This window comes from Paraburkholderia sp. TE9906 (assembly GCF_056279605.1).
In genome coordinates this window covers 255,006-270,764 of sequence record NZ_JBWCCT010000009.1, presented here as the reverse complement: position 1 = coordinate 270,764, position 15,759 = coordinate 255,006, and the positions used below count along the sequence as shown (strand labels likewise).

The 15,759-nt window shown below is 61.4% G+C and carries 14 protein-coding genes; 13 read left to right on the top strand and 1 reads right to left on the bottom strand.

All coding sequences use genetic code 11. The features are described from left to right. Positions 1–38: 38 nt before the first annotated feature. Positions 39–1,055, bottom strand: coding sequence for an ABC transporter substrate-binding protein (locus ACZ9H4_RS25190; protein WP_408325368.1), 1,017 nt, complete (start codon positions 1,053–1,055; stop codon positions 39–41). A gap of 207 nt (positions 1,056–1,262) precedes the next feature. Between ACZ9H4_RS25190 and ACZ9H4_RS25185 the strand changes: the two genes are divergently transcribed. The 13 genes from ACZ9H4_RS25185 to ACZ9H4_RS25125 all read left to right on the top strand — a co-directional run bounded on the left by ACZ9H4_RS25185 (position 1,263) and on the right by ACZ9H4_RS25125 (position 15,730). Further along, positions 1,263–2,222, top strand: a complete 960-nt coding sequence (locus tag ACZ9H4_RS25185) for a LysR substrate-binding domain-containing protein (RefSeq protein ID WP_476121482.1) — start codon at positions 1,263–1,265, stop codon at positions 2,220–2,222. A 189-nt stretch (positions 2,223–2,411) separates the two neighbouring features. Further along, on the top strand, positions 2,412–3,455 hold the full coding sequence (locus tag ACZ9H4_RS25180; protein ID WP_408325373.1) for a Bug family tripartite tricarboxylate transporter substrate binding protein: 1,044 nt from the start codon (positions 2,412–2,414) through the stop codon (positions 3,453–3,455). A 42-nt stretch (positions 3,456–3,497) separates the two neighbouring features. Continuing rightward, on the top strand, positions 3,498–4,352 hold the full coding sequence (locus ACZ9H4_RS25175; protein ID WP_408325376.1) for an amidohydrolase family protein: 855 nt from the start codon (positions 3,498–3,500) through the stop codon (positions 4,350–4,352). Between the two features lie 81 nt (positions 4,353–4,433). Next, positions 4,434–6,467, top strand: coding sequence for a tripartite tricarboxylate transporter permease (locus tag ACZ9H4_RS25170; protein WP_408325378.1), 2,034 nt, complete (start codon positions 4,434–4,436; stop codon positions 6,465–6,467). A 24-nt stretch (positions 6,468–6,491) separates the two neighbouring features. Beyond that, a complete protein-coding gene (locus ACZ9H4_RS25165; protein WP_408150199.1) occupies positions 6,492–7,022 on the top strand; it encodes a carboxymuconolactone decarboxylase in 531 nt (176 codons plus the stop codon). A gap of 16 nt (positions 7,023–7,038) precedes the next feature. Beyond that, a complete protein-coding gene (locus ACZ9H4_RS25160; protein ID WP_408150197.1) occupies positions 7,039–7,980 on the top strand; it encodes a LysR substrate-binding domain-containing protein in 942 nt (313 codons plus the stop codon). A 202-nt stretch (positions 7,981–8,182) separates the two neighbouring features. Then, a complete protein-coding gene (locus tag ACZ9H4_RS25155) occupies positions 8,183–9,154 on the top strand; it encodes an ABC transporter substrate-binding protein (RefSeq protein WP_408325380.1) in 972 nt (323 codons plus the stop codon). Positions 9,155–9,176: 22 nt separating this feature from the next. Beyond that, positions 9,177–10,202 (top strand): amidohydrolase family protein, encoded by a 1,026-nt coding sequence (locus tag ACZ9H4_RS25150; protein ID WP_408150193.1) that lies wholly within the window; start codon positions 9,177–9,179, stop codon positions 10,200–10,202. After that, the gene (locus ACZ9H4_RS25145; protein ID WP_408150191.1) at positions 10,202–11,050 is read left to right on the top strand and encodes an amidohydrolase family protein; all 849 of its coding nucleotides are present in this window, start codon (positions 10,202–10,204) and stop codon (positions 11,048–11,050) included. Before ACZ9H4_RS25150 ends, ACZ9H4_RS25145 begins: the two co-directional genes overlap by 1 nt. A gap of 11 nt (positions 11,051–11,061) precedes the next feature. Further along, positions 11,062–11,919 carry an HpcH/HpaI aldolase family protein gene (locus ACZ9H4_RS25140; protein WP_408325382.1) on the top strand — a complete coding sequence of 286 codons (858 nt, stop codon included), beginning with the start codon at positions 11,062–11,064 and terminating at the stop codon, positions 11,917–11,919. Then, complete coding sequence (locus ACZ9H4_RS25135) at positions 11,919–13,469, top strand: acetolactate synthase large subunit (RefSeq protein ID WP_408325384.1); 1,551 nt, start codon at positions 11,919–11,921, stop codon at positions 13,467–13,469. Before ACZ9H4_RS25140 ends, ACZ9H4_RS25135 begins: the two co-directional genes overlap by 1 nt. A 34-nt stretch (positions 13,470–13,503) precedes the next feature. Continuing rightward, positions 13,504–14,397, top strand: coding sequence for a substrate-binding domain-containing protein (locus ACZ9H4_RS25130; protein WP_408325387.1), 894 nt, complete (start codon positions 13,504–13,506; stop codon positions 14,395–14,397). Positions 14,398–14,434: 37 nt separating this feature from the next. Beyond that, positions 14,435–15,730 carry an MFS transporter gene (locus tag ACZ9H4_RS25125; RefSeq protein ID WP_408156759.1) on the top strand — a complete coding sequence of 432 codons (1,296 nt, stop codon included), beginning with the start codon at positions 14,435–14,437 and terminating at the stop codon, positions 15,728–15,730. The last annotated feature ends 29 nt before the right edge of the window (positions 15,731–15,759 follow it).

Below are 15,759 nucleotides of genomic sequence, written 5' to 3'. Positions count from 1 at the left end.
CGAGGCAAGGGGGAAGCGCATGCTTCCCCATAAATAGTCTATCGAACCAGTTTCGCGGCGGTGCCTGCCGCCGACATATCGGCCACTGCGCTGAACGCTTGCTTCCGTTTCAGGCTTCCCACGCCGATATCCATATCCTGCAGATATCCAATGTCTTTCTCAGTCAGCGACAGATCCCTCGAATATGGCCGCTGCGTCTGATTGAACTCCCAGATCGCCTGGGCCGATGCAACGTCGAATTTCTTCTGGGCGCGTTTGCGTGCGTCGAAGAACGCGTCATGCGACGCGGGCGACATCAGATAGTCGTAGAGCGCGCCGTAAGCGGCCATGACGGAGACCAATCCTTCGTGCTTTGCGCCGAGCGCCGAATCCGATGCGTACGCCGTTTGAAACACACAGTTCGGCAGCGCCTGCCACAAATTCCCTTCGCCGATAACGTTCGGACCCGCATCGTCGTTGAGATGGGAGATGCTGGCGCAGCAGGCATCGGCTGCACCGCTCGCGACTGCATCGAAGCATTGGTCGTTGCTGCCATGATCGACGAAGTCGATGGTCGAAGCGTCGATGTCTTTTTCCTTCATCAGTTGCAGGATGAGGGTATGCAGCAAGCCGAGCTTCGGCCCGACCGCGACGGTTTTCCCCTTCAGATCGGCGAGTGTTTTCGCGCCTTCGGGCCTGGCGAAAATCGTCAGTGCGCACTTCTTCATGCCAGCGCCGATGATCTTCACCGGCGCGCCCTGCTCGATGCGCGTCAGCACGAGGTTGTAGCCGGACACCATGCAGACGTCGGCGGCGCCACGCGCGATGGCATCGAACGGCCCGGTCGGGCCGGGCACCTGGATGATTCGCGCGTTGACGCCGAAGGTCCTGAAGTAGCCGAGTTCATCCATCAAGGCGTTCAGCGTTGCGTTTTCCAGCCCTGGATTGCTCACGATGCGGATTTCGGTCGAGGCGGCGTTGGCGAGGTGAGGCGCGGCGAGTCCGCCCATCGCCACACTCATGCCGAGGGCTCCCGCTCTGCGCAGAAAGCTGCGGCGGGTCGAGTCGTACGTCATCTGCATGTCTCCGAACGCCGGTCAAGCCGGCAGATAGTTGTGGGATTTGGCGCGGACGAATCGCAACGCATGCTTTGTGGCCAGACTTCGGCGCGGGCGATGAGCCGAAGCGCACAATCGCGGATTTTGCCCGCGCATCTGCAACCGGTCGATTGAGTAAAATGGCCGAAGACTTAACCATTCACTCATACCGGAAGAGGGTGCGACGTGTCGGCGGAACTCGATTGGTATCTGCAGATCAACCTCAAGGCTCGGCACTTGCGGTTGCTGGTGTCCATCGTCACGTATCGCAATCTGAGCCAGGTCGCGGAAGTCACGCACGTCACATTGCCCGCTGTCTCGAAGTCGCTAGCCGAACTCGAACGCGGGCTCGGTCTCACGCTTTTTACACGCACAGGGCAAGGGCTGATCCCCACGCCCTACGGCGAATGCCTGACGCGCCATGCGCGAGCAATGCTGCACGTCCTGCATCAGGCGCAAGACGAATTGAAAGCGCTGAGCGCGGGGACCGAGGGCAAGGTCGAGATCGGCGTGTTGCCGGTTTCCGCATCCATTCTCCTGACGAATGCATTGAAGCTGCTCAAGCAGCGCTCGCCGGGCACCAACGTGAAGATCGTCGAAGGATCCACGGCGTCGCTGCTGCCCGATCTGTGGCAAGGTCACCTCGATCTCGTCGTAGGCCGCCTGCCGCCTCCGGATGCGCTCGGAAGCTTCGAGGAGAAAGAACTGCTCGAAGAACCCGTGATGCTCGTGACCGGGCGGCAGCATCCGCTGGCGCGCAAGAAGACCGTGGAATGGTCGGATCTGCTGCCCTATCCGTGGATACTCCCGCCTCCCGGCTCGATCCTGCGCGATCCGCTGGAACGCGCGCTAGAGGCGCACGGCGTGCCGCTGACGAATAACTACATCGAGACGCTGTCACTGCACGTCATCCGCGCGCACTTGCAGGTATCCGACTGCATCGCCATCATGGCCGATACGTCCGCGCGCGAGACCAGCCATTCACAGCCGCTCCATACGCTGCCGCTGAATCTGCCCCGCCTGCTGCGGCCCGCCGGCGTACTCTGGAATCGCGTCCGCACGCTCACGCCGAGCGCGCAACTCATGATCTCGTGCCTCGAAGAGACGGCCCTGCGCCTCGCGCAAGAAGTACAGAAAACGCGCTGACGTCCCCGCTCCAGGCGCGAAAGGGCGAATGCTCGCACCCTAACCATTCGCTCAACCCCGCTGCTGATTTTCTCAATCCGCCTCGTTCGACGCGCTGGCACAATCAAATTGCGCTCACCACTTCAGCAATCACGAGCGACGACGCGAACCGTACGGACGGTTCCGCGCATCTACACGGAGACGAGCACGATGATGAATCTCAGGACCGCGATCTGCACTTGCGCGGCGCTGTTCGGCTTCGCCGCGACGGCCTGTGCGGCCCCGGCGTCGAATCAATCGGTGGAAGACTTCTATCGAGGGAAAGTATTGACGCTCGTGGTCAGCGCGGACGCGGGAACGGTGACGGACATCGTCGCGCGTCAGTTCTCGCGCTACTTCGTCAAGTACGTTCCGGGCCATCCCAAAGCTATCGTGATGAACGTGGTGGGCGCGGGCGGCATGGTCGCGGCGGCGTCGCTCCAGTCGCGGCAGCCGAGCGATGGCACCGTCATCGGGTTCCTTCAGCGAAACAACCTCTATATTCCGTTGCTCGACGAAAGACAAAACCGCTTCGATCCGCGCAAGGTCAGATGGATCGGAAGCCTCAACAAGGTCGAATACTGTCTGGTTTCGATGACGCGATCCGGCGTGACCACGGCGGGTGATCTGAGCAAGAAGAAGATGTATATCGGCGCGACCGGATTTGCCAACGAGGATCGCACCTTGCCCGCGCTTCTCGACGAATATATCGGTGCGAAGATGAGCATCGTGCCGGGCTACACGGGGCGCGGAGAAGTCTATCTTGCGATGCAGCGCGGTGAAGTCGATGGCTGGGCGTCCACCATCGATGGCCTTCAACAAGGCGAGCCGGTGCAGCTATTGAAGAGCGGAAAGATGAAGGTGCTGCTGCATCTCGGCTGGAACAGCCCCGCAGGTTACGTCGATGTCCCGAACCTCTCGTCCTACATCACGCAGCCGGATGTGAAGGCGCTCTTCAATCTGTTCATTCTTCCGTTTCAGGCAGGACGCCCCATCGCCGTGCCGAAGGACGTGCCGCAGGATCGTTTGAACGCGCTTCGCGATGCGTTCGCGAAGACCATCGCCGATCCGGATTTCATCGACGCGATGAAGCAGTCGGGCTATCCGCTCGATGCCATCGATGGAAGCGCAGTGGAGCAGATCGTCGCCAGGCTGTATGCCACGCCCGAGCCGCAGATTGCGGATGCGCGCAAGCTCATCTTCGGTTCGCATTGAGCAGCGCAGGAAAGAACACCATCACCAAACGGTAAAGCCAACATGACGCCCGAAATCATCGACATTCATCCGCACATCATCTCGGCCGACACGGAGCGCTATCCGATCGCGCCTCAGCACGGACATCGGTCCAAGTGGTCGGCGACCCGGCCCATCACCTTCGAGCATCTGATCGCCGAGATGGACGAAGCCGGCGTATCGAAAGCCGCGATCGTGCATTCGTCGACGACTTATGGCACCGACAATTCATACGTCGCCGACTGCGTGGCGCAGCATCCGGACCGCTTCACCGGTGTCTATTCGTTCGACCTGCTGGCGCCGGACGCGTTGACGACCTTCGACGAGTGGCTCGCGCGGGGCATGGGCGGAATCCGGCTCTTCACCGGCGGCGCCACGCATCAAAGCGATGGAAGCTGGCTCGTCAACCCGGCGACGTTCCCGATCTGGGAACGCTGCGCCGAACTCGGCATGACCATGGCGGTTCAGACGACACCGGACGGTTTGTCGATGGTGGCGGAACTGGCCGAGCGTTTCCCGTCGGTGAAGATCGCGCTCGATCACTGCGGTCGGCCGAATCTGGAAGAAGGCCCGCCGTATGCGAGTTGCGCCGGGCTGTTTGCGCTCGCGAAGTACGAGAACGTCTACATGAAGATCACGCCGCGTACGTTCGATCTCGCACAGTCGGCGCCGGGTGGCGCGGAGCCGTTCTTTGCCAGCCTCGTGGAAGTGTTCGGCGCGGATCACCTCGCTTTCGGCTCGAATTATCCGGCGTCGGCGGGACCGTTGAAGACGCTCATCGAGCAAGGCAACGCCTGCTTCGCGGGCTTGAGCGACGAAGAGCGCGCCTGGATCTGGGGGCGTACCGCAAAAGCGCTGTATCCGATGCTGGCTGGGTGAGCGTCCCGCATCCCGCGGAAGTTTAGCGTCGGACCTAAAACAGGTGAGCCTGCGATGCTCGCCATTCCATCAGGATGAGACATGGAGTTCTTCAATGATGCAACGTTGACGGCGGCCGGACATGCGCTGTCGACGCTCTTGCAGTTCAACCGGATCATCTTTCTGGTATTCGGCGTGACGGTTGGACTCGCGATCGGATTGCTGCCGGGAATCGGCGGACTGACGGGTTTCGCGCTGCTGGTGCCGTTCACGTACACCATGGATCCGTATGCCGCGTTCGCGATGCTGCTCGGGATGGCATCGGTCATCACCACATCGGATGTGATTCCGGCCGTGCTCTTCGGCGTACCGGGTCATGCGGCATCTCAGGCAACGGTGCTCGACGGCCTGCCGATGACCAAACGCGGCGAGGCATCGCGAGCGTTGAGCGCATGCTACATGTCGTCGCTAATGGGCGGACTGATCGGCGCGGTCGTTCTGGCGGTGTCGCTGCCGCTGGTGCGCCCGTTCGTGCTGTCGATCGGCACACCGGAGATGTTGTCGCTCACCGTGTTCGGCGTGTCGATGGTGTCGGCGCTGTCGGGCAATGCGCCGCTGCGCGGCGTCGTCGCGGCGTGCTTCGGCATTCTGGTCGGGATGATCGGCACGAACGTCGCCACCGGGCAGATGCGCTGGACCGGCGACATTCTCTACTTGCAGGACGGTATCCCGCTGGTGCCGATCATCCTCGGCATCTTCGCGTTGCCCGAGTTGTGCGAGCTGGCCATCCGGCGCGCGGCTATCGCGGAGAATGTGCAGTTCACCTCGCGGCAGGGCATGGTTCAGGGCGTCAAAGACAGCTTTCGGAACTGGTTCCTGGTTCTGCGTTGCGGCGGCCTCGGCGCGATTCTCGGTGCGGTGCCGGGCATCACCGGCGCGGTGACGGACTGGATCGCGTACGGCCACGCGTTGCAGACGGCCAAGGGCGCGAAGCAATCGTTCACCAAGGGCGACGTGCGCGGCGTGATCGCGCCGGAAGCGGCCAATAACGCCCGAGAGGGCGGCAGCCTCGTGCCGATGCTCTCGTTCGGCGTGCCCGGCGGCGCGGCACAAGCCATTCTGCTCGGCGCGATGATGGTGCACGGCTTCATCCCCGGCCCCGACATGCTGACCAGGCACCTCGACTTCACCTATTCGATGGTCTGGTCGATCGCGCTCGCCAACATCTTCGGCGCGGGGCTTTGCTTTCTCCTTAGCGGACAGTTCGCGAAGGTTTCGACGCTGCGCTACACGCTGATTCTCCCCGTGATCATGCCGGTCATCTATGTCGGCGCGTTTCAGGGATCGCGGAGTTGGGGCGACCTCTTCGTGCTGCTGATTGCAGGCGTCATCGGATGGACGATGAAGCGGCTCAAATGGGCCCGTCCACCGTTGATTCTCGGACTCGTGCTCGGCGTGCTGATGGAGCGGTATATGTCGATTTCGTTCGTGCGCTACGACACCGCCTGGTTGTCGCGCCCGGTAGTCATCGTGCTTTTAAGTCTCGCCGCGCTGGTCTTTTTCAAGCCGCTTTTCACGGCATTGCGTAGTGGCGGAGTCGCACAGTTCAAACCGAGCGGTTCGATCGTCCTCAAACGCGAGGATCTCGTCCATGTCTTTTTCATCAGCGTCGGGCTTTATATGCTGGTGAGTTCGCAAAGCTGGCTTCTCATGGCGAGAATCGGGCCGACGGTCGTGGCGAGCATTCTTGTCATCGCCGGGACGGTCAGTCTCGCGTACAAGGTCTTCGTGATTCCGGCTCACGGCGTGGCGGGTACGACGAGCGGCGTGCACATGGATGTATCGAGCGATCACGACGAGAAGTTGCCCAATAGGACCGTGCTGGCGCGCGCCGCTCGTTTCTTCAGCTGGTTCCTCGCGTTTCTGGCCTGCATGTCGCTGATCGGCATGTTGCCGACCGTGCCGTTGATGATCGCCGGCTATATGCGCGTCGAAGGGCGCGAGCCATGGAAGCTCAGCCTGATTCTCGCCGGGTGCGTGACCGTCTTTCTCTACGTTGTCTTCGATCGGATTCTTCATATTCCCTGGCCGGACAGCTTCCTCGGACAGTGGTTGCCCGGGCTCGGCGGAAATTGATTTTTTAACGGAAGGACATGACGAATGACGCAAGATCGACTGGCGCGCGTCGACGCGCAGCAAGCAACCGAAGAACAGAAGCGAGTCATCGCGCAGTTGGGTGAAGGTCGCGGGCGGATTCCGACCCCGTTCAATATCTGGCTGCATAACCCGCGTCTGGCCGAGGGGATGGAAATCATCGGCACTCATGTCGATCATTCGCCCGTGCTTAGCGAGGCGGAAACCGAAGTCGCGATTCTTGCCACGGCGGTATTCTGGAACGCACCGTACGTGATCGCGAACCATCACCGGCATGCGCTGAAGTCCGGGGTTCCCGAGGCGGTCGTTGCCGCCATCCTGGACAAGCGCAGACCCGAGGGTGAACATGGGCGCTTCGGCGTGGTGTGTGATGCGGTGAGCGACATCCTGGCAGGCGGGTCGATTGACGATGTGCGTTTTGCCAGGTACGACGCAGTGCTGGGCCGGGCGGTCATCGCGGAACTGCTTGTCACGATCGGCTATTTCACCGCGATATCGCTGGGCATGACGTTGCACGCGCTCAAACCGAAGGACTGAAAGCAGGAGACATATCGTGACGGGGCTCGACGGCTATTTGCAGGTAAATCTCAAGGCGAGACATCTTCGCCTGATCGTGACTATCGATATCTATCGCAATCTGACGCAGGTGGCGGAAGTCACCCATGTCACGATGCCGGCGGTATCGAAGTCACTGGCCGAGTTGGAGCGTGGACTCGGGCTCACGCTTTTTTCGCGCACGGCGCAAGGGCTCGTGCCCACGCCGCATGGCGAATGCCTCATACGTCATGCACGGGAGATGCTGACGATCCTGCATCAGGCGCGTGATGAAATGAAAGCGCTGAGTTCGGGCACGGAGGGAAAGGTACACATCGGCATGCTGCCGGCTTCGGCTTCCGCTCTGTTGCCACAGGCGCTCAACCTGTTGAAGATAAAGTCGCCGGGAACGAACGTGAGAGTAGTCGAAGGCACGCGCGGCGCACTGCTGCCCGAGTTGTGGCAAGGACGTCTCGACCTGATAGTCGGGCGCTTGCCCGCGCCGGACACGCTTGGAAGTTTCGAGGAAAAAGCGCTGCTCGAAGAACCCGTCACCTTGATGACCGGGCGGCAACATCCGTTGGCCCGGCGCAAAAACCTGACCTGGTCAGATCTCCATCCTTATCCCTGGATCTTGCCTCCGCAAGGCTCGATTCTGAGGGATTCGCTCGAACGCACACTGAGAGCGCATGACGTACCGCTGACGAACAACTACATCGAGACGCTTTCCGTTCATGTGACCCGAGCTCACCTGCAGATTTCGGATTCCATTGCCGTCATGGTCGGCACACCGGCGAACGATGCCGCGCAACCCTTGCATGCGCTGCCATTGACTTTGCCCCGGCTATTGCGTCCGTCGGGCGTGCTCTGGAACCGAAACCGCGGTCTGACACCGAGCGCGCAACTGATGGTGGCCTGTCTGGAAGAGGCCGCCCAACAGTTGCAGAGCGGCAAAACCTAAGAAGCACCAAAGTTGCGATGCCGCCTTCATTTTTTTATATTCTGGATCATTAGATATCCATATTAAATGTGCTTTCACCTTTACCGAATGGTTGAGCCTCCGGCATGTTAATTCAATAGACGACATAGCACATCTCGAAAGATCATGTCGTCAATGAAACGAACTCGTGTAGCCGCACGATCATTCCTCCAAGGAGACTCAAGTGATTAAGAAGGTCCATCTCAAGCTCGCGATCGCAGAGCATCCGCATACCTCGGCTATTCGCGACGGTTCGATCCCGATCGAGGGTGTCGACGCGGAGTTCATCACCGTTCAGCCGCAGATCGGCGCGTTTCGCCGCATGGTTCGCGATGTCGAATTCGATGTGTGCGAGCTTGCGCCGACCACCTACATCATCGCCCGTGCCTATGGCGCGCCGTTCGTCGCGCTGCCGATCTTCGTCGTGCGCCGCTTTCACCACTCCGGTTTGCTGGTGCGCCCGGACGCGGGCATCAAGACGCCCAAGGATCTCGAAGGCAAGAAGGTCGGCGTGCGCGCCTACTCGGTGACCACTGGCGCGTGGACGCGGCAGGTTCTGATTGATGAATTCGGCCTCGATCCGTCGAAAGTGACCTGGGTCGTCGACGACGAAGAACACGTCACTCAACTCGAACTGCCGCCGAACGTGATCCATGCACCGAAGGGCACGTCGCTCGCGGAGATGATGGCTAACGGCGAGCTGGTCGCGGGTTTCCACGGCAACGCGGGCATTGGCCGCACCGGTGATCCCACCGGCGGCTGGAAGGAAGTCGAAGCGGATTACCCGGACATGTTCCCGAATGCGGCGGAGCTGGAAGCGGAGTACTACGCCCGCACCGGCGTGTATCCCATGCACGGCACGATCGTGGTGAAGGACTCGGTGCTGGCCGAGCATCCGTGGGTCGCGAAGTCGATCTATGACGCTTTTGACAAAGCGAAGAAAGACTGGCTCGCCAAACTCAATGCAGGCGAATTGAACGACAAGAAGAACAAGAAGTACATCGAGCTGCAAAAGATCGTCGGTCGCGATCCGCTGCCCTACGGCATCGAAGAAAACCGCAAGACCATCGAAGCGCTCGAAGCGACTGCGTTCAAGCAGGGCCTCACGCCGCGGCGCATGCCCATGAATGAGCTGTTCGTCGATCCACGCGTCTAAACTTGCACGGAAGCCATAGAACATGATCATCGATTGCCACGGACACTTCACGACCGTCCCCGCTTCCTTCCGCGACTGGCGCGCCAGGCAGATCGCGTCCGCCGACGATCCGGCGAATGCGCCGCCGCTTTCCGGCGCGCACGTCTCCGATGACGAAATCCGCGAAGGCGTCGGCAACGGTCAACTGCGTTTGCAACAGGAACGCGGCGGCGACCTCACGCTGTTTTCGCCGATCGCCGGCCTCATGAGCCATCACCTCGGCAACGAGCGAACGAGCCTGGAATGGGCCGAGGTATCGAACGATCTCGTGCGCCGCGTCTGCGATCTTTATCCGGACAACTTCGTGCCCGTGTGCCAGTTGCCGCAATCGCCGCTGGCGCCGCCGAAGAACTCGGTTCCCGAGTTGCGCCGTTGTGTCGAGGAAATGGGTTTCGTCGGCTGCAATCTGAATCCGGACCCGACCGGCGGCTTCTGGACCGGCAGGCCGATGACGGACCGCGAGTGGTATCCGGTCTACGAAGCACTGTGCGATCTCGATGTGCCCGCGATGATCCATGTGGCGGCATCGTGCAATCCGTGTCATCACGGCACGGGCGCTCACTATCTGAATGCGGACACGTCCGTGTTCATGCAGTTGCTGCAAGGCGATCTGTTCAAGGACTTCCCGACTCTGCGCCTTGTGATTCCGCATGGCGGTGGCGCGGTGCCGTATCACTGGGGACGCTATCGCGGCATGTCGCTGGAGATCGCCAAGCGTCCGCTCGAAGGTTTGTTGAACAACATCTTCTTCGATACCTGCGTCTATCACCATCCGGGCGTGGAACTGCTGACCAAGGTCGTGCCTACGAGCAACGTGCTGTTCGGCTCGGAAATGATCGGCGCGGTGCGTGGTCGCGATCCGAACACCGACCAGTATTTCGACGATACGAAACGCTACATCGATGCATGCGAAGCACTCAGCGATGCGGACCGGCAGGCCATCTTCGAGGGCAACGTGCGGCGCGTCTATCCGCGCCTGGACAAGCACCTCAAGGCGAAAGGACTGTAATGAACATTATCGACATTCATCCTCACATCATCTCGGACGACGAGAAGCGTTATCCGCCCGCGCCGTTATTCGGCAAGCGCTCGGACTGGTCGCAGGAACGCCCGAATACCGTCGAAGCGCTGATCGAGGCGATGGACGAAGCGGGCGTTGCGAAGGCGGCTGTCGTGCATTCGTCGACGACTTACGGCTTCGATAACCGCTACGTAGTGGACGGCTGCAATCAGTACAAGGACCGGCTCATCGCCGTGGGTTCCGTGGACATGCTGGCCGACGACGTCGCCGCCGTCATCAAAGGATGGGCCGACAAAGGCCTGGCGGGATTGCGGATCTTCACCGGCGGTTCCACCAAGGACTTCGATCCGAGCGAACTCGATAACCCCAGCTCGTTCAAGGCGTGGGAAATGCTCGCGGAACTAAAGCTTCCAATGTGCATCCAGACGGGACCGGTCGGCTTGCCGCAGGTGCGCATGCTCGCGGAAAGGTTTCCGACGGTGAACATCATCCTCGATCATCTCGCGCGTCCCGACGTCCTCGACGGCCCGCCGTATGCGAATGCCGCCGGACTCTTCGCGCTGCGCGATCTGCCGAACGTCTACATGAAGCTCACGCCGCGCATCTTCGGCGATGTGAAGAAAGAGAAGGCGAGTGCGGAGACGTTCTTCCCACGCGTGGTCGAGGCATTCGGCGCGCAACGTCTCGCCTGGGGTTCGAACTTCCCGACGTCGACCGGCACATTGAGCGAGATTCTCGCGACCGCTCAGCAAGGCCTTGCCTGCTTAAGCGTTGAAGACCGTGCATGGATCTTCGGCAAGACCGCGCAGAAGCTCTATCCGGCCTTGAGCCAATAAGAGAGGTAGACATGTCAAACACTCGCCTGAACGGCATCATCCGCGCCTTCGAATCGGGTAAGGCGGCCCACGCTGCGTTTGCGAAACTCGACAAACAGACCGCCATCGAAATGAGCGATGCGCCTTATGACGGCCTCGTCTTCGAGATGGAGCACAACCCGTACGACGTGTCCGCTCTCGGCGATGCACTCCAGTACATGTTGAGCCGCAAGCAGATCGCCGAATCCGGCTCGTTCGCGCCGAAAGTGACGCCGCTCGCGCGCATTCCCGCGAACGGTGCGGAGATGAATCAGAGCTTCGCGAAGCAAGTTCTCGATCGCGGCGCTTATGGCGTGATCTGGCCGCACGTGGCGACAGTCGAGCAGGCGTACAACGCCGTCGCTTCATGCCGCTATGCGCGTCCCAGGAACGCACCGCTGTACGAGCCGAAAGGCGCGCGAGGCGATGGCCCTGCCAATGCCGCGCGCTACTGGGGCCTGTCGATGCAGGAATACTACGAGAAAGCCGATGTCTGGCCGCTCGCGCCGCAAGGCGAGATCCTTGTCGGCCTGATGTGCGAAAGCACCCAGGCAATCGAGAACCTCGACGACATGCTCGCCAACGTGCCGGGCATCGGCTTCATCCTGATCGGCGAGGGCGATCTGAGTCAGGAACTGGGGTTTCCGCGTCAGTACGAACATCCCGAAGTAGTTGCCGCGATGCGTCAGATTGTCGAGACCTGCCACAAGCACAACGTGGTAGTCGGCAATCCGCATGTGACCGCGAAGAATCATCGGCGGTTGCAGGAAGAGGGTTATCGCTTCCTGATGTCGGCGCCGGCACGCACCTATGGCGTGGTCGGTCTCGCGCGCGAACTGGCAGGTTACTGATGAACGGCGCCGAAAGTCTCGTCGCGACGCTGGTCGGGCAGGGCGTCGATATCTGCTTCGCCAATCCAGGCACGTCGGAGATGCATTTCCTCGCCGCGCTCGGCAACAATCCGAAGATGCGCAGCGTGCTCTGTCTGTTTGAAGGTGTGGCCACCGGCGCGGCCGACGGCTGGTATCGCATGAAGGACACGCCGGCGTCCACGCTGCTGCATCTCGGTCCTGGACTTGCGAACGGTCTCGCGAACATCCATAACGCGAAGCGCGCGTCGTCGGGCATGGTCAACGTGGTGGGCGAGCATTCGGTGTCGCATCTCAAGTACGATCCGCCGCTGACGTCGGACATCGAAGGTCTCGCGCGGCCGCTGAGTCATTGGGTGCGGCGCGCGGAATCGTCGAACACGATTGCGTGGGATGCGGCTCAGGCCGTCGCCAAGGCGAGCGAACATCCGGGTCAGATCGCCACGCTGATTCTCCCCGGCGACACATCGTGGCAGCAAGTCGATGCATCGCCTGCTTCGGTACCGGCTGGCGTGGAAGCACGCAGAGGGCCGAGCGCCGAACGCATCGAGCACGTTGCGCGCGTGCTTCGCTCGGGCGAGCCGGCGCTCATCGTTCTGGCGAACAAGGCCACGCGCGGCGCAGCGCTCGAGAAGGCGGGCCGCATCGCAGCCGCAACCGGCGCGTTGCTGGGCTCGCAGTTCTTCACGGCGCGCATCGAGCGGGGCGCGGGCCGCGTGCCGCTCGCGCGCATTCCGTATGCGGTCGCACAGGCAGCGGCGTTCCTCAAGGACTTCAAGCACATCATTACCGTAGAGACGCGGGAACCTGTCGCGTTCTTCGCGTATCCGGACAAGCCGAGTCTGCTCAAGGCGGAAGGCACGCTCGTGCATCCGCTCGTCGATGCCGATGAAGACAGTGAACTCGCGTTCGACCTGCTGCTGCAGGCGCTCGGCGCGCCTGACATGACACCGCTCCTGCAGCAGCGGATCGAGACGCCGGTTCCGACGGGCGCGCTCAATCCTGTGAGCATCGCGCATGCGCTGGCGGCGGCGTTGCCGGAGCACTGCATCGTCGTCGATGAATCGCTGACGACAGGGCGCGAGTCGATGAGCCTCACGATGGGCGCGCGTCCACACGATCTCATCAACAACATGGGCGGTTCGATCGGCTATGCGACGCCTGTGGCGACCGGCGCGGCGCTGGCTTGCCCAGACCGTCGCGTGTTCTGCATGGTTGGCGACGGCAGCGCGATGTACACCATCCAGTCGCTCTGGACGCAGGCGCGCGAAGGATTGAACGTCACGACGATCATCTTCGCCAACAACAGTTATGCGATTCTTAAGGCCGAGTACGCCAACATGGGCGCGGGCGCGCCGGGCGAACGCGCGTTATCGATGATCGATATCGACAAGCCGCGTATCGACTGGCTCGCGATGGCGCAGAGCATGGGCGTGCCGGCGGTGGCCGTCGAGACGGCCGAAGGCTTCCACAAGGCGCTGACCGATTCGACGCGCGAAGCCGGTCCTTGCCTGATCGAAGTGCGGCTTTGACATCCAACGACATAAGCAACAAGGAGCACACACCATGACAACGACGCAGACCGAAGCGCCGACGCTGCGCATCAATCTTGCCGAATATGCCGTGACGAAGGCGATGCGGGACGGCCGCGTGAACTCGGAGCTCGTTAACCTCGACTTCTGTGGGCCGACACCTGCGCACAACGGCTTCAAGGCGATGGTGCGCGAGAGCCAGTTCGACGCCGGCGAACTGGCGATCGTCACCTTCCTTCAGGCGAAAGCCTACGGCAAGCCCTATGTCTTGCTGCCTGCGCCGATCTCGGGCCGTTTTCAGCATCACTGCGCCGGCTACAACATCGACTTCGGTCATCTTGATCCTAAGGATATCGAAGGAAAAAAGGTCGGCGTGCGCACCTACACGCAGACGACCGCGCTGTGGATTCGCGGCATTCTGCGCCACGAATACGGCGTCGATCTCGACAAGGTCACGTGGATGACACTCGGCGACGGCCATCTTGCCGAATACAGCGATCCGTCGAATTGCCAGCGCTTGCCAGCGGGTTCATCGATTCCGCAGATGATGCTCGATGGAGAACTGACGGCCGCCTTGCTCGGCGAGGACATGCCGAAGGACGCGCGCGTGCGCACTCTCGTGCCCGATGCGCAAGCCGCCGCGAAAGACTGGTTCGCGCGCTCCGGCGTCGTGCCGATCAACCACATGTTCGTGGTGCATGAAAGGTTGTCGAAGGAGCGGCCGGATATCGTGCGGGAGTTGTATCGCATGGTGGTCGAGAGCCGCGAAGCTGCGGAGACCGTTCCGGCGGCGTTCCCTCCGATCGGGCTGGAGGCGAACCGGAAAGGCCTGCAGCTCGCAGTCGATTGGGCACTCGATCAGAAGATCATTCCGCGACGCTTGTCCGTCGATGAGCTGTTCGATGATGTGACCGGCAGCCTGGGTTGAAGTGCGACGTAAGACGAATATTGGAGACCAGAACATCGTGGCGATCACCCGGCATCAATGCGGCAACCGCTGGGGCGTGCTGGTGCTGCTCGCGCTCGGGCTGATGATCTCGCACGTCGATCGCACAAGCATGTCCGCTGCGTTCGCGGACCATCACTTCGTGCAGGAGTTCGCGCTGACGTATGTCGAGCGTGGCTGGCTCGGCTCTGCGATGTTCTGGTCATACGGCTTGCTTCAGATGCCGATGGGCTGGCTCGTCGATCGCTACGGCGTGAAGTGGCCTTATGCGATCTGCTTTCTGATGTGGTGTCTCGCGGCGACTGCGACGGGCGTCGTCACCACGCTTGCCGCGTTGATCGTGGTACGGCTCATGATCGGCGTCGCGGAATCCGTGGCCGTTCCGGCAACTTATCGCTACCTTGCCGATCACTTCGATGAAACGCAAAAAGGCACGGCGCTCGGGATCTATTCCATCGGCGGAAAGATGGGGCCCGCGCTCGGCGCACCGATCGCAGCTTGGCTCATTTCGGTAAGTTCATGGAAGGCAATGTTCATCGTCACGGGTCTGGCCGGATTGCTCTGGCTGATGCCGTGGCTCGCGATGGTGAGGAGCGACTTCCCATCGAAAGTGGAACTGGCTGCATCGAAGAGAAGGGCGGCTTCGGTGCCGTTGACGAATCTGCTGTCGAGTCCGGTGGTGTGGGGCGGCTTGATCACCAACTTCTGCTACAGCTATTTCGCGTTTTACTGCATGACGTGGATGCCGGCTTATCTCGTCGAGCAGCGTGGATTGACGCTCGGGGAATCGGGGCTTTTCACGTTCGTAAGTTTCGCGGGCATTGCTGTTGTGGCGGCGATTGCCGGTTGGGCCGCCGACCGTTTGATCGCGCGTGGGCACGATGCCGTGTTGGTGCGCAAATCGTTCATGGTGGTCGGGTTCGTGGGCGGCACGACGGTAGTGCTCGGCGCCTATGCGCGCTCGCCGCACATGGCCTTGTTCTGGAACGTCGCTTCGCTTTCGTTGCTAGGCCTGGTTACCGCGAACAATCTTGCGCTGGTCAAGCTGACGCTTATTCCCAAGCAGGCGGTCGGGCTGAACACGGGTTTGCAGCAAGTCGCCACCAGTCTTGCAGGGGGCGTTTCCGCAAGCTTGTCGGGCTGGCTGCTTCATGTCGGGCACAGCTACACGCTGCCCATGCTGGCGATCTTTGCGTTCCTGCTGCTCGGCGCCACCAGCACCATCGTGCTGCTGCGACGAAAGTGGGCGCCCAAGGTCAACGCAAGCGCGCACAACGACGACGCGGCGCAAGCGACGTCAGCAATCTCGTCATGACGCCTTCACGCGATACCCCATCTCCCGCC